The organism is Aeromonas sp. ASNIH5 (assembly GCF_002902865.1).
GTDB classification, from domain to species: Bacteria; Pseudomonadota; Gammaproteobacteria; order Enterobacterales; family Aeromonadaceae; genus Aeromonas; species Aeromonas caviae.
Window position 1 is genome coordinate 175,039 of the sequence record NZ_CP026122.1, and the last position, 22,825, is coordinate 197,863.

The window sequence follows — 22,825 nt, forward strand, 5'->3', positions numbered from 1 at the left end:
CGGAAAGATGGCCGCAGAGCGGTCTGCCAACAAGCCTCTGAAAATCCGTCGCGTTTGGGCTAGAATGGCGCGCCTGTGGCCCTTGTGGACGAGATGCGTGCCGATGAAGATCGTCGTTGATGAAAATATGCCCCATGCGGTGGAGCTGTTTGCGGAATTTGGTGAAGTGGTTCCCCTGCCGGGACGAGAAATAAGGGCCGCGGATCTGCAAGAGGCGGATGTGCTGCTGGTGCGCTCCGTGACCCGGGTCAACGAAGCGCTCCTGGCGAGTTGCCCCAGGCTGGGGTTTGTCGGCACGGCCACCATCGGCACGGATCACATCGATCAGGGGCTGCTGGCGGCGCGGGGCATCCCCTTCTTCAGCGCCCCCGGCTGCAACAAGGTGTCGGTGGGGGACTACGTGCTCTCCGCCCTGCTGGTTCTGGCTGAACGCCATGAGCTGACCTTGAGCGAGATGAGCCTCGCCGTCATCGGTGCCGGCAACACCGGCGAGAGCGTGGCCGGCAAGGCCGAGGCGCTCGGGATGAAGGTGCTGCGCTGCGACCCGCCCCTGGCCCGTAGCGGCGCCGCTGGCGACTTCGTGGATTACCGCACTGCCCTGGATGCCGACATCGTCAGCTTCCATGTCCCCTATCTTCGTGAAGGGGATGAGGCCACCTTCCACCTGCTGGGAGCCGAGGAGATCGCCGAGCGTCCGGCCGGGCAGATCCTCATCAACGCCTCCCGCGGCGAGGTGTGGGACAACCGTGCCCTGCTTGTCCGCCAGCAGGGACCCCATCCCCTGCGACTGGTGATGGACGTATGGGAAGGAGAGCCGGAGCCCCTCAATGAACTGGTGCCCCATACCGAGCTGGCCACCCCGCATATCGCCGGTTACAGCCTGGAAGGCAAGGCCCGTGGCACCTGGATGCTCTATGAGGCGCTGTGCCGGCAACTGGGGCGCACCCCGCGCCAGGATCTGCAATCCCTGCTGCCTGCCCCAGAGGTGCGCGAGCTGACGCCGGGGCAGCCGGCGGATCAGGCGCTCATCAAGCAGCTTGTCCACCTTGTTTATGACGTGCGCCGGGACGACGCCCGTTTTCGCAACCGGATCGGGCTGCCTGGCAGCTTCGATGAGCAGCGCAAGCGCTACCCCGAGCGGCGCGAACTTGGCGCCTTGCAACTGAAAGGGCCCTTCGCCGACGACAGACTGGCCCGACTGGGCTTTGCCGTCTCGGGGCAATAAACCCGATTTCAACAAGGGGAGGGGCTTGCCCAGGCGGCGCCTCCCCCCGGCCCGGCATCAGGCGGGCCTGTCATCAAACCGATACGCGTGCCAGCCGGGGCCCTCATGCCCGGCCCCGACGGGCCGCATCACAGGAGAACAGATCAGTGAGTCAGCAATTCAACGTAGCGGTATTGGGTGCCAGCGGCGCCGTGGGTCAGGCCATGATCGAGATCCTGGAGGAGCGCGCCTTCCCGGTAGCGACCCTCTATCCGCTCGCCTCCAGTCGCAGCGCTGGGGACACGGTGCGTTTTGGCGGCAAGAACGTCGACATCCTTGACGTGGAGGCCTTTGACTGGAGCCAGGTGGAGATTGCACTCTTCTCCGCCGGTGCCGAGGTCTCGGCCAAATGGGCGCCCATCGCCGCCGAGCACGGCTGCATCGTCATCGACAACACCTCCTGCTTCCGCTACGAAGAGGACATTCCCCTGGTCATTCCGGAAGTGAACCCGGACGCGCTGGCCGATTTTCGCAACCGCAACATCATCGCCAACCCCAACTGCTCCACCATCCAGATGCTGGTGGCCCTCAAGCCCCTGCATGACGAGGTAGGCATCAGTCGCATCAACGTGGCGACCTACCAATCCGTTTCCGGCTCCGGCAAGGAAGGGGTGAGCGAGCTGGCGGGCCAGACCGCCCACCTGCTCAACGGCCGTCCGGTGGAGCCGACCCTCTATCCGCAGCAGATCGCCTTCAACCTGATCCCGCAGATCGATGCCTTCACCGACAACGGCTACACCCGGGAAGAGATGAAGATGGTGTGGGAGACCCAGAAAATTCTGGGGGATGCCAGCATCGCCGTGAACCCTACCTGCGTGCGGGTACCGGTCTTCTATGGTCACGCCGAGGCGGTCCATGTGGAGCTGCACCAGCCGCTGGACGCCGAGCAGGTCAAGGATCTGTTGCGCAATGCCCCGGGCGTCACCCTGTTTGATGATGAAGGGGACTACCCGACCCCGGTGCGCGATGCCACCGGTCAGGATGATGTGATGGTCGGGCGGGTACGCCAGGATATTTCTCATCCGAGTGGTATCAATATGTGGATCGTGGCCGATAACGTTCGTAAGGGCGCGGCAACCAACAGCGTGCAGATTGCCGAACTGCTGGTACGCGACTACCTCTGAGGCCGGATGTCGGCCCCGGGCGGGGAGGGAACCCCGCCTTGATGTGGGCGCCCTGGCCCCGGGATGTGACCGGGAACCCACTCTCCGGTTTTTGGAATACCGTGTGATATCAGTGGACTAGGTTTTTTTCTACACTCTGGTTCGCGTCTGGGGCTGCTTTCTGGTCGCCGCCGGGCGCGAAATATGTCGGATCGCTGGCTTGAGACCGGCGCCTGATTTATATTGAGCCGATTGTTTTGGGGTAACTATCCAGATTTTTCAATGTGATAGGGCCGTCATACGAAGGAACGAATATGGGACATTCCCGCATAACGCTGGCAACGCTACTCGCATTGGGGCTTCTGGGCACGGTTCAGGCCGAAGAGGGGGCGCGAGAACCCTTCTTTGTCGAACTCAAGGGACCGGATGGCTCACCGCCCCCCGCGGTGCAACCAGAGCCCCGGGCCCAGCCCGTGGCGCCCGTCACCCTGCCCAGAGCCGAGCCCATCGTGCGTCAGGTGCCTGCTGCGTCGGCTGGCAGTTATGGTCCCGTGCGTCCCACCGATACCCTCTGGAGTCTGGCGAGCAAGCATCGCCCTTCCAACCGGGTAAGCGTCTACCAGACCATGGTGGCCATCTATGACAAGAACCCCCGAAGCTTCGCAGACGGCAACATCAACCATATTCTGGTGGGTTCCCACATCCTGCTGCCCACCGCCGCAGAGGCGGGGCGCATCACGGATGCCGAAGCACGCCGTCGCTTCAACAGCGACAACGCGAGCTGGAAGGGGCTGAGCCCCAAATACCTGGCCAACAAGCAATCCCACGTCGCCCAGCCGGTGGCGAGCAAGCCTGCTCCGGCCAAGCCGGCTGTGGTGGCCAAGAATACACCGCCCAAGGCGGCGCCGATCCCGGCGGCACCCAAGGCGACGGCTCCTGCCCCCGAGGTGAAGGAGACCGCCAAGGCGGCTGTCTCCACCCCCGTGGTGGTGAGCGGTGCTGCGAGCAGCGCCGCCAGCACGGCGCCGGCGCCCCTGCCCGCCACTGCGGTGGGCAAACCTTCCACCGAGATGGCGCTGGCCCTGGAAGATGCCAACGCCCAGCTCGGCCAGGTCACCGAGATGAACCACAGGCTCAAGCTGCGTCTGCAAGCCCTGACCGAAGAGGTGGAGACCCTCAAGGCCCAGTTGCAGGATCAGACCGCCCTGCAAAAAGAGGTGGCGGAACTCAAGGCCAATCCGACGCCTCCCGTGGTGGCGCCGGTGCCCAAACAGAGCTGGCTGATGGAGCTGCTCTCTTCGCCGCTCAATCTCGCCATGATCATCCTGCTGCCGGTGCTCCTGGTGCTTGCCCTGGTCACGCTCTGGCTGCGTGCTCGTGCCCGCCGCGAGCTGGAAGAGCAGGAGAAGAGTCTCTCCGAGTCGACCTCCATGGTCATGGGAGACGAGAACAGCGAGTTTGATCAGTTGATGACGGTGGGCATCGCGGATGACGAGCCCCTCCATGGCATGCCGGATCTGAACGAGCCGGAAGTGAGCAGGAAGCAAGATGGCGCCAGTGCCGCCGCCGATGTCATCTTCCGGGATGACGAGACGGCGCTCTCCGCTTTTGATGTGGAGCCTGCGGTGACGACGGCGAACCGGGATCCGGATCTGGTGCCCGAGCTGGATCTGGCCCACGAGGGGGACTTCGATCTGCCCGTGGTGCCGGAACTCGATCTCTCCGACGAGCCCAGCTCCTCTGCTCGTGGTCATGACGAGATCATGACCGAGGAGGAGCTGCAGGCCGCCCTGTTTGCCGAGCTGGACGCGGATCTGGAAGCGGATCTGGCCCAGGCCCAGGAGGAGAGCCGCAGCCAGCGTGACGAGACACTGGCTAACTTCGATCTGAGCGATCTAGAGACCAGGTTTGGCGAGCCGACCGACGATGAGCTTGCCGCCAAGGCGCCGCACATCGACGAGACGGGGTTTGGCAAGGACGATGTGGACGACATGCTGGCCGAGCTCGGGCTGGAGCCCACCAAGCCGACGGCGTCCGAGTGGGATCCCAGCGAGCTGGCCCTGGCGGACTTCGAGGATGCCTTCGCCGAGGTGGAGTCCCATCAGGGGGAGGTGAAACCCCGCGAACAGGTGCAAGACAGCGACTTTGTTGAAATCGACAAGCTGCTGGCCGATGCCGATGCCAGCAGCACGGAGCAGGAACCCTATCAGGGCTTCTCCCTGGATGTGGGGCTGGACGGTTTCCCCGAGGTGCTGCCGGAGTCCAACGGCTTTGATGTGGATGCCGATGACGGCGGGGTGGGGGCCAAGCTGGATCTGGCCCGGGCCTACCTCGAGATCGACGACAAGGAGAGCGCCCGCGAGCTGCTGGAAGAGGCGGTGGCCCAGGGCAGCGAGCACCAGCGCAGCGAGGCGCAGAAGCTGCTCAAGCGCCTGGGCTAGGCAGGCCCTTGTCATCCATGCACCAGAGAGGGCAGCCCGCGGGCTGCCCTCTCTCTTTGGGGGCCCCGCACCGCGGCCTCGCCCGGTCTGGGACTTTTGAGCCTGAGCGCGTATAATCCGCCCCGTTTCTTTCACTGCATCCTTTCATCAGAAGACACCGTTACCCATGCGAATTGCCCTTGGTATTGAATATGACGGCAGCCGGTACTTCGGCTGGCAGCGCCAGCGCGAAGTGATCAGCGTTCAGGAGGAGCTGGAAAAAGCCCTCAGCCGCATCGCCAACCACCCCGTCTCCATCCAGTGTGCCGGTCGCACCGATGCGGGGGTGCATGCCACCGGCCAGGTGATCCACTTCGATACCGAGTCGAACCGCGCAGAAGGCGCCTGGACCCTGGGGCTCAACTCCAACCTGCCCCCTGACATCGCCGTGCGCTGGGTCAGGGAGGTGGACGAGCATTTCCATGCCCGCTTCAGCGCCACCGCCCGTCGCTACCGTTACGTCATCTACAACCACAACTACCGCCCGGCGATCCTGGGCCAAGGCGTCAGCCACTACCACGAAGCCATCGATGCGACGCTGATGCATAAGGCCGGCCAGAGCCTGCTGGGGGAGCATGACTTCAGCACCTTCCGGGCTGTCGCCTGTCAGTCCAACACCCCCTGGCGCAATGTGACCCACCTGTGTGTCAGCCGTTCCGGCCCCTACATCGTGCTCGACATCAAGGCCAACGCCTTCCTGCATCACATGGTGCGCAACATCACCGGCTCCCTGCTGCTGGTGGGGCAGGGGCTTCAACCGGTGGAGTGGATTGCCGAGGTGCTGGCGGCGAAGGATCGCAACCTGGCGGGCCCGACCGCCAAGGCGGGCGGCCTCTATCTGGTGGATGTGGATTACCCGGCCGAATTCGGGTTGCCCCGGCCGCCCCTCGGCCCGCTGTGGCTGCCGGACTCGGCACCGGGTACGACCAGTTTTTAGTAACTGGGCCCGAAAATTTGTGGTTTAATGATCCGTCGTTTATTGCCATCGAGCCGTTAAGTCATTGAACAATCAAGGCTCGATGTGTTTTGTCAGGCACAAATGCATTAAGGAATTCCATGAGCTGGCTTGAGAAGATCCTTCCCAAGAGCAAGATCACCACACCGCGTCGTCACAACATTCCGGAAGGGGTGTGGACCAAGTGTACTGCTTGCGAACAGGTGCTCTACCGGGCAGAGCTGGAGCGCAATCTCGAAGTGTGCCCCAAGTGTGACCATCATATGCGCATCAGCGCACGTGCCCGTCTCGAGAGCTTCCTCGACGCCGAGGGACGCAGCGAAGTCGCGGCCGAGCTGGAGCCGCAAGACATCCTGAAATTCAAGGATTCCAAGCGCTACAAGGATCGTTTGTCTGCCGCCCAGAAAGAGACGGGCGAGAAGGATGCGCTGGTGGTGATGAAGGGGACCCTCAAGGGGGTACCGGTCGTCGCCTGTTCATTCGAGTTCTCCTTCATCGGGGGCTCCATGTCCTCCGTGGTCGGTGCCCGCTTCGTGCGCGCCGTCGAGGAGAGCATCAAGGAAGGCCGCGGCCTGGTCTGCTTCTCCACCTCCGGTGGTGCGCGGATGCAGGAAGCCCTGTTCTCCCTGATGCAGATGGCGAAGACCAGTGCGGCCCTAGATCGCCTCACCAAGGCGGGCCTGCCCTTCATCTCCGTGCTGACCGACCCCACCATGGGTGGCGTCTCCGCGAGTCTGGCCATGCTGGGTGACATCAACGTAGGCGAACCCAAGGCGCTGATCGGCTTTGCCGGCCCCCGCGTCATTGAGCAGACCGTGCGCGAGAAACTGCCGGAAGGCTTCCAGCGCTCCGAGTTCCTGCTGGAGAAGGGTGCCATCGATCTCATCATCGACAGGCGCGAAATGCGCAACCGTCTGGCCGGTCTGCTGGCCAAGCTGATGAACACTCAGGTCATCGAAGACTGAAGATGAGTTCACACATGCAACAATCCCAAAGCCGGTCGCTGGTCGACTGGCTTTCTTATTTGGAGCAGATCCACCCGGCCAACATCGACATGGGGCTGGAGCGGGTCGGCACGGTTGCCCGCCGCATGGGCCTCACCGAACTGCCGTTCAAGGTGATCACGGTGGCGGGCACCAACGGCAAGGGCTCCTCCTGCGCCATGGCGGCCAGCATCCTGATGGCCGCCGGCTACCGGGTCGGTGTCTACTCCTCCCCCCATCTGCTGCGCTTTACCGAACGGGTGCGCGTCAATGGCCAGGAGCTGGCCGATGGCGATCACTGCGCGGCCTTTGCCGAGGTGGAAGCCGCCCGGGGCGACATCGCCCTCACCTTCTTCGAGTTCGCCACCCTGGCGGGTCTGTGGCTGTTTCGTCGCGCCGCGCCCGATGTGCTCTTGCTGGAAGTGGGGCTGGGGGGGCGGCTCGACGCCACCAATGTGGTGGAATCGGACGTCGCCCTGATCACCTCCATTGCCCTGGATCACTGCGACTGGCTCGGGGATACCCGGGAGGCGGTGGCAGTGGAGAAGGCTGGCGTCTATCGCAAAGGTAAACCCGCCATCAGCGGGGAGCCCAATCCGCCGTCGACCATTGCAAGCGAAGCGGCGCGCCTCGGCGCCTGCCTGCGTCAGGTCGGCATCGATTTTCGTGGTGACGAGCATGAAGGTGACTGGGATTATCACGGCCTGCACCACTGGTCGGGATTGCCCAAACCGGCCCTGCCGCTGATGAATGCGGTCACCGTGCTGGCGGCGCTGGAGTCCCTCGGTCTGCCATTGGCGGAGTCCGCCATCCGCGACGGCCTGGCCAATGCCCGCCTTGCTGGCCGGATGCAGCAGTTGCAAACCTCGCCGCTGGTCATCGTCGACGTGGCCCACAATCCCCACTCTGCCGCCTATCTCGCCAGCCAGTTGCGCCAGCTCCCCGGCAAGGGCAAGCGCCGCGCCGTGGTTGGCATGCTCAAGGACAAGGACATGGCGGGGTCGCTGGCCGAGCTTGACGGTCTGATTGACGAGTGGTTCCTGGCAAGCCTCCACGGCCCGCGCGCGGCCACGGCCGACCAGTTGGCGACGGCCCTTGGCAGCGGCCGGGGCGCGGCGCTCACCTTTGCCAGCGTGGGGGATGCCTACGGCGCCGCCTTGGCCGCATCGAGTCCTGACGATATGGTCATTGTGTTCGGCTCGTTTTACACTGTCGCCGACGTGCTGGCTCTGGGCTCGGTCTGAGCCGTTCGCTCCCCTGGCTCCGTCATCGTGACGACGGGCCGGGTTTTGCACTGGATAATCCCCTTTCAGGCCAAGTGGGTGGCGAGGGACCCGGCTTCGCCAGCCGGCGTGAGGGGAGGCGTTCTTTGCGAAGTGTGCAAGATTGCAATGGATCCTAAGTAACATGGGTGGAAATTAACTTGGCTTCGAAGTTTCAAAACAGATTGGTGGGGACCGTCATCCTGGTCGCCCTGGTGGTCATCTTTCTGCCGGACCTGATGGACGGCAACAAGCTGGAGCAGAAGGACGAGGCCTTCGCCAAGATCCCCCTGCGTCCGGAGCTCGAGCCCGCCAAACCTGCGCTTCAGGTCTCGGCGGCGAGCACCCTGTCGGCCGAGCATCTGGCGAGTCAGCAGCAGGCCTCTGCCGCGACCCAGTGGCAGGTAGAGGAGATTGGCGATACCGTGACCCTGGCCAATCAGGGGGGAGCCAATCCAGCGGGAGCCAGTCAGGCTCCCATCACCCAGCAGCAGCCGGTACAGGCCGTGGCGCAACCCAAGCCCCAGCCCAAACCCGAGCCCAAGCCGGAAGTGATCGCCAAGAAACCGGTGGAGCAGCCCAAACCCAAGCCGGTGCCAACCAAGCCGGTAGAGGTGCAAAAACCGGTGGAGGCCAAGCCACAGGCGGGCCAGATCAAGACCATGGATGATCTCATCGCGAGCAAGATGGCCCAGCCGACTACGGCACCGGCAGCAGCAGCCCCGGCTCAGGGGAGCTGGATCCTGCAGCTCGGCGCCTTCAAGAATGCAGACAGCGTCAATGCTCTGGTGAGCAAGCTGAGGGCGGCGGGCTACTCGGCCCAGACGTCGCCGAGAACCCCGGTGCAGGGGCAGATCAACCGGGTCTTCATCGGACCGGATGTGTCCAAGGCCAAGTTGCAGGGCATGCAGAGCCGGATCAGCCAGATGACGGGCTTGAGCGGCTCCGTGGTGGCCTACAACCCCTGACAGGACGATGAAATGAAAAGACCGCGCCTCATGGCAACATGGGTGCGGTCTTTTTTTGTGTCCAACACGGTTGAGGCTGTGTGGCTATCGGGCTGCCGAGGAGGCCTAGATGCACTTCACCGGCTTGGGGAGGCCTGCGATCTTGGTGGCCTGCTTGGCGGGGCCTTCCGGGAACAACTTGTAGAGGTAGCGGCTGTTGCCCTTCTCCGGGCCGTACTGCTTTTCCATTGCCTTGACCAGGGCGCGGATGGCGGGGGAGGTGTTGAACTCCAGATAGAAGGCCCGCACGAAACGCACCACTTCCCAGTGGGGATCCTCCAGCACTATCCCCTCTTTCTCGGCCAGCACCAGGGCCAGCGCCTCGCTCCATTGCTCGCTGTGGCGCAGATAGCCCTGGGCATCGGTCTCGATGAGTTGGCCGTTGAACTGCAAATGATGTGGCTCGGACATGACGCTTCCTCGAAAAGGCTATCTCAATGGGGCGGGCATGGTAGCGCCTTGCGTCCCGTCCGGCAACCGGGGCGGCGCTTGGCGCCTGCCTCGGGCGGGACAGGCCCGGCGGCTATGTCCGGCTAGGTTCGCCCTGACCTGTCAGCAGCTGGCCGTCGTTGGCCAGCATCAGCAGCTCGTCTGCCAACTGGCTGATGAGGGTGAGCTGCTGGCTCAGCATCAGCTGCTCCTCGCTGCTCTCCGGAGCGATGGCCGGACAGGCTCCCGCGAGCGGCGTCGGCATCTCCCCCGCCAGGTGACCGGCGGCCTGCTCCAGGGTCTGGCTGATGTGGCGGCTTATCTCCTCCAGCCCCTCAATGGGCTCGAGTTTGTCGCGATGGGCCCCAAGCGCCGAGATATAGGAGAGCAGGGCATGGTTGCGCCAGGTGAGAGTGAAGCAGAGATCCAGGAAGCGGCGGCGTTTGCTCGGCTCCACCAGCATGCTCTGCCAGGCCATGGCCAGCTCGCTGTCGGCGAGGTGGGCACACTTGCGGGCCACCCGGTAGTCCAGGGATTCATCCCGTTGGCGATGCAGGCTGGCGAGTACCGCCGAGAGGTACTTCGCATTGGCGGACAGGGAGTTGGCGATAAGGGTCGGCAACCGCTTGTATTGCCAGTCGGGCCAGAGCCAGGCCACCAGGGCGTAGGAGAGCAGGCAGCCGAGCAGGGTATCTAGCAGGCGGGGTCCGAGGATGGCGAAGCCGATGCCATCCAGCAGGTTGAACGCCATCAGCACGTAGAGGGTGATGAAGCAGACGGCGGCGCTGTAGTTGCTGCGCACCTGGGTGAAAAACAGGAAGGCGGCAAGCCCCATGATCCCCAGTTGCAGGTGCAGCTCGGGGAAGAACCAGAGCACGGGCACGCCGATGAGGATACCGGCGAAGGTGCCGAGCATCCGCTGCACCAGGCGACGGCGGGTTGCGCTGTAGCTCGGCTGGCAGACGAACAATACGGTGAGCAGGATCCAGTACCCCTTGTCCAGGTGAAACGCCTGCAGAATGCCATAGCCCACGACCAGCCCGAGGGAGAGCCGCAGGGCATGGCGAAACACCATGGAGTTCGGGGTCAGGTGCTGCCTGAGCAATGCCAGCAGGGGCAGGGCGACCGGCCGTGCCAGGGGAGGCAGGCTGGTGGGGGGCGCGGCGGGGTTTTGCAGCTCTTCGGCGCTTTGCAGCAACTGGTTGATGCTGGCCAGGTTGCGACGCAGGAACTTCATCGGTGTCAGCAGGGTCTTGGGGTAGTGCTGCTTGAGGTGGGTGAACTCCAGCTGATCGCCGAGGGCCTCCAGGGTCCAGTGAATGCGTTTGTGGTGGGTGTAGGGCTTGTGCACCAGGATGGCGTAGCCAAGCTGCTGACAGGCGTCGGCAAGCTGTGACAGCACCTCCTGGAAGCCGTCGAGGACGATGCCCTGCTTGAGCTCCGCTTCCAGCTTGCTGTAGGGGTAGTGGCTGGAGGTGGCCCGCTCCTGGATCTCCAGGGCAAGCAGGTATAGGCGCAGCAGGCCCGCGAGCTCGGGGGCAACCCCGTGGCGGCCTGGGGCATGAAGACGGGCATTGAGCGCCGTCTTGGCCTGGTTCAGGGCATTGACCAGGTTGATGTTGAGCTGGGCCAGATTGTGGCGGATGGCCTGGGCGCCGTGCTCGTCGGCCGGGAAGAAGCGGGATTTCTCCTGCAAGTAGCGGGCGAGGGCGAAGTAGCTCTGGGCCAGTTGCTCGTGCAGGGTCTTGTAGGGCAGCAGCCAGAGCCAGACCAGGGACACCAGGCCGTACCAGAGGGCCCCGGCGCACAGGGCCAGCGGCTGATAGAAGAGATCCGGCGCCTTGGCAGCCCCCAGCATGGTGTAGATGGCAATCAGCAGGGAGCCGAAGCTGATGGTGGCGTAGCGTTGGCCGAGGGCCCCCACCATCACGAAGATAAAGGTGGAGCCCGCGAGCCCGATGGCAAAGAGCCAGGGGGTGGGGAAGAGATACTGTACGCACAATGAGGCAAACAGGAAGCAGAGCAGGGTCATGGCGAGGTTCTTGACCCGGCCCCAGAGGCTGTCGTCGGTCTCGGCGATGGCGCCGGCCACCACCCCGAGGGAGAGCAGCACGGTGAGCTGGATGTCACCGGTAGCCAGCGCGAAGGCGAGCAGCCCCGCGATGGCGAGCAGGACCTTGAGGGCGAAATAGATGTGGCTGTCGGTCAGCAGCCGGCGCAGCAGGCCGGAAAAATCCATCGGCATGCTAGGCACCACCCTTGAACGAGGTGAAATCGATGTGGCTGTCGGTCAGCAGACGGCGCAATAAACCTGAGAAGTCCATGGGCATGGGATGAAGGCAACCCTTGAGCGAAACGAAAGCGACAGCATAACCCGTCGGCAACGAAACGGCCCTGATTTGGATCAGGGCCACTTCGCTTCATATCCTTGATTTGCAACTTATCCTGACAGAAATGGGCGCCAATAAAAACCCCGCCGAAGCGGGGTCTTGTGCATATCAAGCATCCATCAGTTGCGGTTGCCGCCAAGCAGGCTCAGCAGGCTCAGGAAGATGTTGTAGATGGAGACATACAGGGTGACGGTGGCAGAGATGTAGTTGGTTTCGCCGCCGCGCACGATCTGTTGGGTGGTCAGCAGGATGGCGCCGGAGGAGAAGAGCATGAACATGGCGGACAGGGCCAGGCTCAGGGCGCTCATCTGCAGGAAGATGTTGGCGACCATGGCAACCAGCAGTACCCAGAACCCGACGAACAGCATGCCGCCGAGGAAGGAGAGGTCCCGCTTGGTGGTCAGGGCATAGGCAGACAGGCCGAAGAAGGTGAGCGCAGTACCGCCCAGCGCCGTCATCACGATCTCGCCGCCGCCATTGTTCATGTACATGTTGATGATGGGGCCGAGGCTATAGCCCAGCAGGCCGGTCAGGGCGAAGGTAAACACCAGCCCCATGCCGTTGTCACGGTTCTTCTCGGTCAGGAACATCAGGCCGTAGACACCGATGAGGAACACGGCCCAGTGCAGGGGCGGCATGTTCATGACGGTCGCTACCCCGGCTACCACGGCTGAGAAGCCAAGAGTGAGGGAGAGCAGCATGTAGGTGTTGCGCAGCACCTTGTTGGTGTCGCGCACGGCACCCTGGGTGCCAGTGTAGATAGAACGGGTATCCATCTTGATGTCCTCTTGATTTCCGGGGTGAAGCGACCAAGTGTGCTTCGTTAACGCATTGTATGCACTGAATGTGTGGATGACGAGCGCTGATTTCAAGCGCCACCCCACCTGCGTGGTGCCTACTATCCCAGAGCAAAGATGTATTGCGCATGAACAAGGAGGTTCAAGGCGTTGCAGAGGGCGCCTGCTCCTGCTCTTTACCCTGTCTGGCGATCCGCGTCGGCGAGAAGCCGAACTGCTTTCTAAACGCCGTGATGAAATTGGCCACATGGTCATAGCCGGCGTGGGCGGCGGCCCCTTGCAGAGAGAGGCTGCGCGCCTCCAGCCTGGCCCGCGCTTCTTGCAGCTTTCGCTGGCGAAGGTAGCGCTGCAGGCTCATGCCCAGCTCTTTTTTTGCGGCCCGCTGCAAGGTGGAGACGCTCATGCCGAGGGTGGCCGCGATCTCGGTCAGGGTCATCTCGTCCACTTTTTCATCCCTGAGCAGCATCTTGAGGCGCGTCGGTTGCTCGTTCTGGCGCTGGCAACAGGGGGAGGCGGCCTGCTGGAGGTGGGTCATCAGGCTCTCCCAGACACTGAGGGCAAAGGCCTTGCGCATCAGCATCTCGGAGGCGTTCTGGCTGCTGGTGAGATTGAGCGCTTCCGCAATCTGTCCAAGCGCCGCGGGCAGGGTCCAGTCGACGCGGCTCAGATGGCGGCTGAAGGTCTGTGCGAAAGCCTTGCGATGCGCCTGTGCCAGGTTGTGGGCGAGCCAGGTGTGGTCCAGGGAGAGGACGATGCTGCGGCTGCGCACCTGGGCTTTGGCCGCCCCCTGCACGATGTCGGGCTCGGTATAGAGGATGGCGGTTGCCACTATGGGGTCGGACTCGTGGAAGCGACACTCCTTGAGCCTGTGAGTGGCGCCATAGGTCATCAGGGCCCGGCTCTCGAGGGGAATGGCGATGATCAACTGCGGCGGCAACTCCCGCTCGGTGGCGAAGTCTGCCTTGTGAACGATGTCCTTGTTGTGAAAGCGAAGACCCTCCTGGATCACCAGGTTCTCCACCCTGCCGGTGAAGCGCCCCCGTTGGCGTGCGCTGGTGTCCCTTGCCACTGTGTCAGTCATGTGCAATTTGACCATGTCGAAGAGTGAAATGACCACACCGCAAAACTGCGGCGGAAGATGGAGTGATATATTAGCCCCCGGAAAATTAAATGAAAATGATTATCATCTCTATCTTGGGATCACTCTTACTATGGTTGTCTTGAAGGATAAAGCGCGAAGCCCGCTGGCTCTGGCCATCTCTGCCGCTCTGGCCGTCACCTTTGCCGCCCCGGCAGGGGCACACACACCGGACATCAAGCCGGACGAAACCCTGGTCGTCTATGGCAATCCACTCTACGGGATGTCGCCGTCGGAGGAGACGGGAGGCTATGGGGTCGACTCGGCCACCGTCGGCACCAAGACGCCGGCGGCCCTCAAAGACATCCCCCAGTCGATCACCGTGTTGACCAACGACTACATCGAGGAGCGTAACTTCGTGGCGGTGGACGATCTGGCCAAGTTCACGCCGGGTCTGCGCACCCTGGTCAACGACAGCGGTCGCTCCTCCATCTTCTCCCGTGGCTATGAGTACGACGAAGTGAACCTCAACGGCCTGCCATCGCCCATGCAGAGCAAGTACGGCACCCTGCCATCGCTGGCGGCGGTGGATCGGGTGGAGATCATGCGGGGCCCCTCCGGCCTCTTCAACAGCACCAGCGAGCTGGGGGGCGTGATCAACATGGTGCTCAAGCGTCCGACCGACGCCTTCAAGGGCTCGGTCACGGCGCGCTATGGCAGCTGGGACAGGCATTACCTGGAGGCGGACATGGGGGGCGCACTCAACGACGAGGGTTCCCTGCGCGGCCGTGTCGTGGTGGCCAACGCCGACATCAAGAACCAGGTGGACTACAACAACAACGACAACGGTACCTACTACGGCACCCTGGAGTTCGATCTCTCGGATCGCACCCGCCTCTCCGTCTACGCCCTGCACCAGACCAAGGACATCCTGCCCACCAACGGCCTGCCGGCGTACAAGGACGGTTCCCTGCTCGACATCGGCCGCAGCACCTACCTGGGGTCGGCTGAAGACTTCTTCGACGCCGACACCACGGATGTGGGGGCCTCGCTGCAATACGCCTTTGCCAACGGCGGGGTGGGTCAGGTCTCGGCCCGCTACATGGATCACGACATGCGGCTGGAGCAGACCTTCACCAACGGCCCCGTGGACGCGGCGGGCAACACCGGGCTGATGTTCAACGGCCAGGGGAACCAGCAGAAGAACATGGCCTTCGATGCCAACTACAGCCAGATGTTCGATCTGTTGGGGCACAAGAGCGAGTTTGTGCTGGGCTCCGACTACAAGCGCTACGAGTCGGACATCCAGACCTACACCAACCGCAACCTCGGCAAGATCAATGTGTTCGATTTCGACCCGACCCGGGTCGCCAAGCCGGACTACAGCTACACCAAGAATGACCATGAGGAGCAGTCGGAGCTCGGTCTGTATGGCAAGGTGACCTGGCGGCTGATGGAGCCGCTGGCGGTGATCACCGGGGCCCGCGTCTCCTGGTACGATCTGGATGCCGTCAGCACGACCCTGAGTTCCGGAGCCCAGAGTGGCGAGTCCAGTGAGTTCAACGGCAAGCTCACCCCCTACGCGGGGGCCGTCTATGACCTGAGCGACGCACACGCCTGGTATGCCAGCTACTCCAAGGTGTTCAAGCCCCAGACCAGCCAGGACGAGAGCGGCAACCTGCTCAATCCCCGGGAGGGCAGCCAGTGGGAAACCGGCATCAAGTCCTCGCTGCGTGACGGCCTGCTCAACACCCGGGCGACCCTCTTCCTGATGAAGGACGACAACATCGCGGCCCAGGCCTACGACGATCAGGGCATTGCCATCACCAACACCTACTGGGCCACCGGCAAGGTGGAGACGCAAGGGGTGGAGCTGGAGGCGAGCGGCTATCTCAGCCAGAACTGGATGGTGATGGCCGGCTATACCTTCACCGACATCGAGGAGAAGGCCGGGGATCACAACCCGAAATTCGACACCATCCCTCGTCACGCCCTCTCACTCTGGACCGACTACCACCTGGCCGACTGGGTGCAGGGGCTGCACCTCGGGGCAGGCATGACGGCGGTGAGCGACTACGGCTTCAACCAGAAGGGGGTCGAGACCCATCAGGGGGGCTATGCCCTGTTCGATGCGGCGGTGCGTTACGAGATCAACGACAAGATGCAGGCGACCCTGAACCTCTACAACCTGCTCGACCGGGAGTACTTCTACCGGGTCGGCTCCACCAGCACCTTCAACATGTACGGCGAGCCGGCGAACCTGATGGCAGGCTTCACCTACAAGCTGTAACGACCGACGACAGCAGGGCCTGCGGGCCCTGCTGTCGTCTCTGTGCGCTGCCCTACGGGGGATCCCCAAGGCTGGCGACACAATCCTGGTTCATCCCATGACAAGACTCATCACCCTGCTGCTCACCATGATCACACTCTCTTCTGCCCAGGCAGACATGCTCCACTACGCCCAGCGCTTCACCCACCATTCGGCCCTGCTGGGGGAGACGCGGCAATACAGCGTCTCCCTGCCCCAGGAATATGAACGCGAGCCCGGGGCTCGGTTCCCCGTGCTCTATCTGCTCGACGGGGAGAAGAGCCTGCTGGAGGTTGTCGGCATCACCCGGGCCCTGCGGGCCGGGCTCAATCCGGCTATCCCCCCCCTCATCATCGTCGCGGTCCACAACACCGACCGGATGCGGGATTACACCCCGAGCCACACCATGACCTTGCCAAATGGGGCACCGGCGGGGCCCGGCTATGCCGTGACGGGGGGCGGGCCCCGGTTCCAGCGCTATCTGAGTGAGGAGCTGCGCCCCCTCATCGAGGAGAGGTTTCGGACCCGGGCGCCGGCCCTGCTGGTGGGCCACTCCCTCGGCGGCCTGCTGGCGCTCGATGCACAGGCGCAAGATGGCGGCCAGTTCCAGGGTGTGATCGCCATCGACGCCAGCCTCTGGTTCGATTACCCCCGCAATTACGAGCGCATCGCGTCGGAGTTGACCGGGCCGCTCAAGCACGCCTCCTCGCTGTTTATGGCGGTGGCCAACAACCCCTTCACCCCGGGATTCGGGTGCTCGGCGTTTCACCGGGATCGCCTGCAGCAGTTTGCGCGGCAGGTAGTGGGGGCACCCGGCGCAAACCTGCACGTCACCAGCCGCTACTTCGAGGAGGAGGATCATCACAGCGTCTACCACCCCGCCGTCTATCAGGGACTCCAGTGGCTGTTTCAGGGCTACCGGCTGGATCTGGCGCCCGGGCACTTCAGCCGACAGGGGGTGATCGCCCGCTTTGATGCCCTGAACCGCCACCTCGGCAGCGCACTGCGCCCGGAGCTGGGGAGCCTGCGGGACATCAGGGAGAAGGCCGCGCGCTGGCCGCAGATGGCGATCCCCGTGGACGAGGCCGATGCCCTGCTGGCCCACTACTACGGGTCGAAGCCGTGAAAGCCGATATTTTTGCCTGTGTCTGGAATCGTCACAACGGCGCCGGAGACGGGTGTCGGTCCGGCGCCATCCCTGGGTAGACTGCCGAAACGAGGGGCGCCGGGTCGGTGCCCCGACAGAGGCAGGGAGTGAGCGATGGCGGTTGCAGGAAAGAGGGGAGGCATGCTGGCCCTGTGGTGCAGTGCACTCTTGATGTCGGGGTGCAGTGGGTTTGCGCCTGCGCCCATTCCCGTCACCTATCTGAGTCAGGATCCGCCCCCAGGCAGGCTGCCCCTTGGGGAGACCGCCTATGTGGATGACGGTCGCTGCCCACCAGGGCAGGTCAAGCGGCTCATCGGCGGGGACGCGAAGCACAATGTGCCAAGAAAGGTGGAGTGTGTGGCAAGACCGCAATGATGATGTGATTTTCACAGCCTGAAACATCCAAAAAAGAGCCCTGAGGCAGTCGCCTTGGGGCTCTTTTCGTCTGGCTGGCCTGGTCGGTGTGATGCCGCAGCGGGCTAGAAGGCATCTCCAGGGACCCGCACCCAGCCTTCCATCAGGATGCGGGCGGAGCGGGACATCACCGCTTTGGTGACCGTCCACTGTCCCGCTACCTGCTCTGCCTGGGCTCCGACTCTCAGGGTGCCGGAGGGGTGACCAAAGCGCACCGCTTCGCGCTCGCCGCCCCCGGCGGCCAGATTGACGAGGGTGCCGGGAATGGCCGCCGCCGTGCCGATGGCCACGGCGCAGGTGCCCATCATGGCGTGGTGCAGCTTGCCCATGGAGAGGGCCCGCACCAGCAGATCGATCTCGCCAGCAATAATCTCCTTGCCGCTGGCGGTGCGGTAATCCTTGGCGGGTGCGACGAAGGCAATTTTCGGGGTGTGCTGGCGAGTGGCCGCCTCTTCGGGGCGCTTGATGAGCCCCATGCGCAGGGCACCGGCAACCCGGATCGCCTCGAAGCGGGCCAAGGCCTCGGGGTCCGTGTTTATCTGCTCGCGCAGCTCGGTGCCCTCATAACCGATGTCCTCGGCGTTGACGAACAGCGTGGGGATGCCGGCGCTGATCAGGGTGGCCTTCAAGGTGCCGCTCTTTACAACAGAATCCGGCACCTCCAGCTCGTCTATCAGATTGCCGGTGGGGAAGAGGGCGCCGCCGTCTTCACCCTCGTCGGATGGGTCGAGAAACTCCAGCACGATCTCGGCGGCGGGGAAGGTCACACCGTCCAGCTCGAAATCGCCTGTCTCCTGCACCTGGCCGTTCGTCACCGGCACGTGGGCGAGGATGGTCTTGCCGATATTGGCCTGCCAGATCCGCACCTCACAGGTGCCGTTCTCCGGGATGCGGGACGGGTCCACCAACCCGGCATGGATAGCGAAGAGCCCGGCGCCGGTGGAGAGGTTGCCGCAGTTGCCGCTCCAGTCCACGAATGCCTTGTCGATGGCGACCTGGCCGTAGAGGTAGTCCACATCGTGATCGGGTTGCTGGCTTTTGGAGAGGATCACGCACTTGGCTGTGGAGGAGGTGGCCCCCCCCATGCCGTCGATATGGGCGCCGTAGGGATCGGGGCTGCCGATGACCCGCAGGAAGAGGGCATCCCGTGCCGGGCCCGGCTGCTGGCAGCGCTCGGGCAGGTCAGATAAGCGAAAGAAGACCCCCTTGCTGGTGCCGCCGCGAAGGTAGGTGGCCGGGATTTTGACTTGTGGTTGGTGGGCCATAGAAATCGTCCAAAAAAGGGTGAAAGAAGCTTCTCTGCTGGAGAAAAGGTGCCCGAAGGGCGGATGAGGGGGATTTCCCCTCACCCCAACCCTCTCCCAAAGGGAGAGGGTGCCTTATGCCTTCCCCTTTTTCAAAGGGGCGGAGCGGGGTTGCGATTTAGCTTGCGGCCTTTTGCGCGGTCGACGCCAGGAAGTCCTGGGCGAAGCGTTGCAGCACGCCGCCCGCCTCATAGACCGAGACCTCCTCGGCGGTGTCGAGGCGGCAGGTCATGGGCACCTGGATCACTTCGCCGCTCAGGCGGCGGATCACCAGAGTGAGATCGGTGCGCGGCTGGCGTGCTCCCACCACGTCATAGGTCTCGGTGCCATCGAGGCCCAACGTGAGGCGGGTGGTGCCCGGTTTGAACTCGAGCGGCAGCACCCCCATACCGATGAGGTTGGTGCGGTGAATGCGCTCGAAGCCTTCCGCCGCGATCACCTCCACCCCGGCAAGGCGCACCCCCTTGGCCGCCCAGTCACGGGACGAGCCCTGACCGTAGTCGGCACCGGCCACGATGATGAGGGGCTGCTTGCGTGCCATGTAGGTCTCGATGGCTTCCCACATCCGCATCACTTTGCCGTCCGGCTCGACGCGGGCGAGGGACCCCTTCTGCACCACGCCGTTCACCACCGCCATCTCGTTGACCAACTGGGGGTTGGCGAAGGTGGCGCGCTGGGCGGTCAGGTGATCGCCGCGGTGGGTGGCGTAGGAGTTGAAGTCCTCCTCCGGCAGGCCCATCTTCGCCAAGTATTCCCCCGCCGCGCTGCCGGGCAGGATGGCGTTGGAAGGGGAGAGGTGGTCTGTGGTGATGTTGTCCGGCAACAGCGCCAGGGGCCGCATGCCGCGCAGGGTGCGCTCGCCCGCCAGGGCCCCCTCCCAGTAAGGCGGGCGACGGATATAGGTGCTCTGCGCACGCCAGTCGTACAGGGGCGTCACCTTGGGACCCTGATCCTCTTCCTGGGTGAACATGGGGATATAGACCTGGCGGAACTGGGACGGTTTGACCGCCGTGCGAACCACGGCGTCGATCTCTTCATCAGACGGCCAGATATCCTTGAGGCGAATCTCCTGACCGTCCACTACCCCCAGCACATCTTTCTCGATGTCGAAGCGGATGGTGCCCGCGATGGCGTAGGCCACCACCAGGGGGGGCGAGGCGAGAAACGCCTGCTTGGCATAGGGGTGGATGCGGCCGTCGAAGTTGCGGTTGCCGGACAGCACCGCCGTGGCGTAGAGGTCCCGCTCGATGATCTCCTGCTGGATGGCGGGATCCAGGGCACCGGACATGCCGTTGCAGGTGGTGCAGGCAAACGCCACGACGCCGAAGCCGAGCTGTGCCAGCTCATCCATCAGCCCCGCCTCTTTCAGGTAAAGCGCGACCGTCTTGGAGCCGGGGGCGAGGGAGGATTTGACCCAGGGCTTGCGCATCAGGCCGAGCCGGTTGGCGTTGCGGGCCAACAGGCCTGCGGCAATCACGTTGCGCGGGTTGCTGGTGTTGGTGCAACTGGTGATGGCGGCGATGATGACGGCGCCATCGGGCAAGAGGCCGTCAGCCTCCTGGGCACGAGCCTTGTCCAGGTCCACCGCGATTCCGCGCTCGGCCAATGCCGATACCGGCAGGCGGCGATGGGGGTTGGAGGGGCCAGCCAGGGTGCGCACCACGCTCGACAAGTCAAAGTGCAGCACCCGCTCGTACTGGGCGCCCGCCAGGGCATCGGCCCAGAGACCGGCCTCCCTGGCATAGGTTTCCACCAGTCTGACCTGCTCGTCGTCACGGCCGGTGAGCTTGAGGTAGTCGAGGGTCTGCTGGTCGATGAAGAACATGGCCGCGGTAGCGCCATACTCCGGCGCCATGTTGGAGATGGTGGCCCGATCGCCGAGGGTGAGGGCGGCGGCCCCCTTGCCACGAAACTCCAGGTAGGCGCCGACCACCTTCTGCTGGCGCAGGAATTCGGTGAGGGAGAGCACCAGATCGGTGGCGGTGATGCCGGGTTGCGGCTTGCCGGAGAGCTCCACGCCGACGATCGAAGGCAGCCGCATCCAGGAGGCGCGCCCCAGCATGACGTTCTCGGCCTCTAACCCACCCACCCCCACCGCGATGACGCCCAGAGCGTCAACGTGGGGGGTGTGGCTGTCGGTGCCGACGCAGGTATCCGGGTAGGCGAGGCCGCGATCGGCGTGGATGACAGGGGACATCTTCTCCAGGTTGATCTGGTGCATGATGCCGTTGCCTGGCGGGATCACCTCGATGTTCTTGAACGCCTGCTTGGTCCAGTCGATGAAGTGGAAGCGATCCTCGTTGCGCCGATCCTCGATGGCGCGGTTCTTCTCGAATGCCTGGGGGTCAAAGCCGCCACATTCAACGGCCAGGGAATGGTCGACGATGAGCTGCACCGGCACGACCGGGTTCACCTGGGCGGGATCGCCCCCCTGCTCGGCGATGGCGTCGCGAAGGCCCGCGAGGTCCACCAGGGCGGTCTGCCCCAGGATGTCGTGACACACCACCCGCGCCGGGAACCAGGGAAAGTCGCGATCGCGCTTGCCATGGACTATCTGGCCGAGGCACTCGCCGAGGATGGTCGGATCGCATTTGCGAACCAGGTTCTCGGCGTGGACGCGGGCGGTGTAGGAGAGCCTGTCCCAGGCGCCGGGGGCGATGGCGTTGACCGCCTCCCTGGCATCGAAGTAGTCAAGCTGTGTGCCGGGCAGGGGCTTGCGATATTGCGTGTTGATCATCACTTGCGCTCCTTGAGCGGCACGAACTGGAGATCCTCCGGGCCGACGTAGTTGGCGCTCGGGCGGATGATCTTGCCGTCGATGCGTTGCTCGATGACGTGGGCCGACCAGCCTGAGGTGCGGGCGATGACGAACAGCGGGGTGAACATGGCGGTGGGCACCCCCATCATGTGGTAGCTGACGGCGCTGAACCAGTCGAGGTTCGGGAACATCTTCTTGGCCTCCCACATGGTGGACTCCAGCCGCTCGGCGATGTCGAACATCTTGGTGTTGTGCTGCTCCTGGCTGAGCTCGCGCGCCACCTCCTTGATCACCTTGTTGCGGGGATCTGAGACGGTGTAGACCGGGTGGCCGAAGCCGATGACCACCTCCTTCTTCTCGATGCGGGCGCGAATGTCGGCCTCCGCCTCGTCCGGGTTCTCGTAGCGCTTCTGGATCTCGAAAGCCACCTCGTTGGCGCCCCCGTGCTTGGGCCCGCGCAGGGCACCGATGGCTCCCGTGATGCAGGAGTACATGTCCGAGCCGGTGCCGGCGATGACGCGGCCGGTGAAGGTGGAGGCGTTGAACTCGTGCTCGGCGTAGAGGATCAGAGAGGTGTGCATGGCGCGAACCCAGGAGTCGCGTGGCTTGTGCCCGTGCAGCAGGTGCAGGAAGTGGCCGCCGATGGAGTCGTCGTCGGTCTCCACATGGATGCGTTTACCGTTGTGACTGAAGTGGTACCAGTAGAGCAACACGGAGCCGAGACAGGCCATCAGCTTGTCGGCGATGTCCCGGGCGCCCGGGTGGTTGTGATCGTCCTTCTCCGGCGACAGGCACCCCAGCACGGAGACGGCGGTGCGCATCACGTCCATGGGGTGGGCGGAGGGAGGCAACTGCTCCAGGGCGGTCCTGACCCCGGTGGGCAGGCCGCGCAGGGCCTTGAGCTTGGCCTTGTAGGCGGCGAGCTCCGCCACATTGGGCAGGTGGCCGTGCACCAGCAGGTGGGCTATCTCTTCAAACTCGCAGCTGGTGGCCACGTCCAGGATGTCGTAGCCACGGTAGTGCAGATCGTTGCCGCTGAGGCCCACGGTGCACAGGGCGGTATTGCCGGCGGCGGTGCCGGAAAGGGCGACGGATTTCTTCGGCTTGAAGCCGGTGGTTTCGGGCAGGGCGCTCATCACATGTTTC

18 protein-coding genes are annotated in these 22,825 nt (G+C 63.9%); 10 read left to right on the top strand and 8 right to left on the bottom strand.

The genetic code is table 11. From position 1 onward, the window contains the following. Positions 1-103 precede the first annotated feature (103 nt). From C2U30_RS00760 to dedD, 7 genes are all read left to right on the top strand, one after another. Complete coding sequence (locus C2U30_RS00760; RefSeq protein WP_103242949.1) at positions 104-1,225, top strand: 4-phosphoerythronate dehydrogenase; 1,122 nt, start codon at positions 104-106, stop codon at positions 1,223-1,225. A 146-nt stretch (positions 1,226-1,371) separates the two neighbouring features. Next, positions 1,372-2,388 (top strand): aspartate-semialdehyde dehydrogenase, encoded by a 1,017-nt coding sequence (locus C2U30_RS00765; RefSeq protein ID WP_103242950.1) that lies wholly within the window; start codon positions 1,372-1,374, stop codon positions 2,386-2,388. Between the two features lie 293 nt (positions 2,389-2,681). Next, positions 2,682-4,808, top strand: a complete 2,127-nt coding sequence (locus C2U30_RS00770) for a FimV/HubP family polar landmark protein (RefSeq protein WP_103242951.1) — start codon at positions 2,682-2,684, stop codon at positions 4,806-4,808. Positions 4,809-4,974: 166 nt separating this feature from the next. Next, positions 4,975-5,784, top strand: a complete 810-nt coding sequence (gene truA, locus C2U30_RS00775) for a tRNA pseudouridine(38-40) synthase TruA (RefSeq protein ID WP_103242952.1) — start codon at positions 4,975-4,977, stop codon at positions 5,782-5,784. A gap of 119 nt (positions 5,785-5,903) precedes the next feature. Then, positions 5,904-6,767 (top strand): acetyl-CoA carboxylase, carboxyltransferase subunit beta, encoded by an 864-nt coding sequence (gene accD / locus C2U30_RS00780; RefSeq protein WP_010675139.1) that lies wholly within the window; start codon positions 5,904-5,906, stop codon positions 6,765-6,767. A gap of 2 nt (positions 6,768-6,769) precedes the next feature. Next, entirely contained in the window at positions 6,770-8,029 is a 1,260-nt protein-coding gene (gene folC / locus C2U30_RS00785; RefSeq protein WP_199767319.1) for a bifunctional tetrahydrofolate synthase/dihydrofolate synthase, read from the top strand. A gap of 179 nt (positions 8,030-8,208) precedes the next feature. After that, the gene (gene dedD, locus C2U30_RS00790) at positions 8,209-9,015 is read left to right on the top strand and encodes a cell division protein DedD (protein ID WP_103242954.1); all 807 of its coding nucleotides are present in this window, start codon (positions 8,209-8,211) and stop codon (positions 9,013-9,015) included. A gap of 105 nt (positions 9,016-9,120) precedes the next feature. Here dedD and C2U30_RS00795 read toward each other — a convergent pair whose 3' ends face one another. From C2U30_RS00795 to C2U30_RS00810, 5 genes are all read right to left on the bottom strand, one after another. Further along, positions 9,121-9,465, bottom strand: a complete 345-nt coding sequence (locus C2U30_RS00795) for a TusE/DsrC/DsvC family sulfur relay protein (protein WP_039038798.1) — start codon at positions 9,463-9,465, stop codon at positions 9,121-9,123. A gap of 112 nt (positions 9,466-9,577) precedes the next feature. Then, the gene (gene yccS, locus C2U30_RS00800; RefSeq protein ID WP_103242955.1) at positions 9,578-11,728 is read right to left on the bottom strand and encodes a YccS family putative transporter; all 2,151 of its coding nucleotides are present in this window, start codon (positions 11,726-11,728) and stop codon (positions 9,578-9,580) included. Between the two features lies 1 nt (position 11,729). Further along, on the bottom strand, positions 11,730-11,897 hold the full coding sequence (locus C2U30_RS22560; protein WP_158654765.1) for a hypothetical protein: 168 nt from the start codon (positions 11,895-11,897) through the stop codon (positions 11,730-11,732). Between the two features lie 95 nt (positions 11,898-11,992). After that, positions 11,993-12,649 carry a Bax inhibitor-1/YccA family protein gene (locus tag C2U30_RS00805; protein WP_010675134.1) on the bottom strand — a complete coding sequence of 219 codons (657 nt, stop codon included), beginning with the start codon at positions 12,647-12,649 and terminating at the stop codon, positions 11,993-11,995. A gap of 163 nt (positions 12,650-12,812) precedes the next feature. Beyond that, a complete protein-coding gene (locus C2U30_RS00810; protein WP_233721028.1) occupies positions 12,813-13,751 on the bottom strand; it encodes a helix-turn-helix transcriptional regulator in 939 nt (312 codons plus the stop codon). 130 nt (positions 13,752-13,881) lie between these two features. Here C2U30_RS00810 and C2U30_RS00815 point away from each other — a divergent pair, with 130 nt between their 5' ends. From C2U30_RS00815 to C2U30_RS23145, 3 genes are all read left to right on the top strand, one after another. Further along, entirely contained in the window at positions 13,882-16,038 is a 2,157-nt protein-coding gene (locus C2U30_RS00815; protein WP_103242957.1) for a TonB-dependent siderophore receptor, read from the top strand. A gap of 97 nt (positions 16,039-16,135) precedes the next feature. Further along, a complete protein-coding gene (locus C2U30_RS00820) occupies positions 16,136-17,182 on the top strand; it encodes an alpha/beta hydrolase (RefSeq protein WP_103242958.1) in 1,047 nt (348 codons plus the stop codon). Positions 17,183-17,374: 192 nt separating this feature from the next. Beyond that, positions 17,375-17,578 (top strand): DUF6719 family protein, encoded by a 204-nt coding sequence (locus tag C2U30_RS23145; protein WP_353933824.1) that lies wholly within the window; start codon positions 17,375-17,377, stop codon positions 17,576-17,578. A 104-nt stretch (positions 17,579-17,682) separates the two neighbouring features. Here the strand turns inward: C2U30_RS23145 and prpF are convergent, their stop codons facing one another. The 3 genes from prpF to prpC form a co-directional block, all read right to left on the bottom strand. Continuing rightward, positions 17,683-18,882, bottom strand: a complete 1,200-nt coding sequence (gene prpF, locus C2U30_RS00830) for a 2-methylaconitate cis-trans isomerase PrpF (RefSeq protein ID WP_103242960.1) — start codon at positions 18,880-18,882, stop codon at positions 17,683-17,685. 157 nt (positions 18,883-19,039) lie between these two features. Next, positions 19,040-21,658: a Fe/S-dependent 2-methylisocitrate dehydratase AcnD gene (gene acnD / locus C2U30_RS00835; protein ID WP_199767320.1), complete on the bottom strand. Its 2,619-nt coding sequence runs from the start codon at positions 21,656-21,658 to the stop codon at positions 19,040-19,042. Beyond that, on the bottom strand, positions 21,658-22,815 hold the full coding sequence (prpC, locus tag C2U30_RS00840; RefSeq protein WP_010675128.1) for a bifunctional 2-methylcitrate synthase/citrate synthase: 1,158 nt from the start codon (positions 22,813-22,815) through the stop codon (positions 21,658-21,660). The genes acnD and prpC overlap by 1 nt, the downstream gene beginning before the upstream one ends. Between the last annotated feature and the right edge of the window lie 10 nt (positions 22,816-22,825).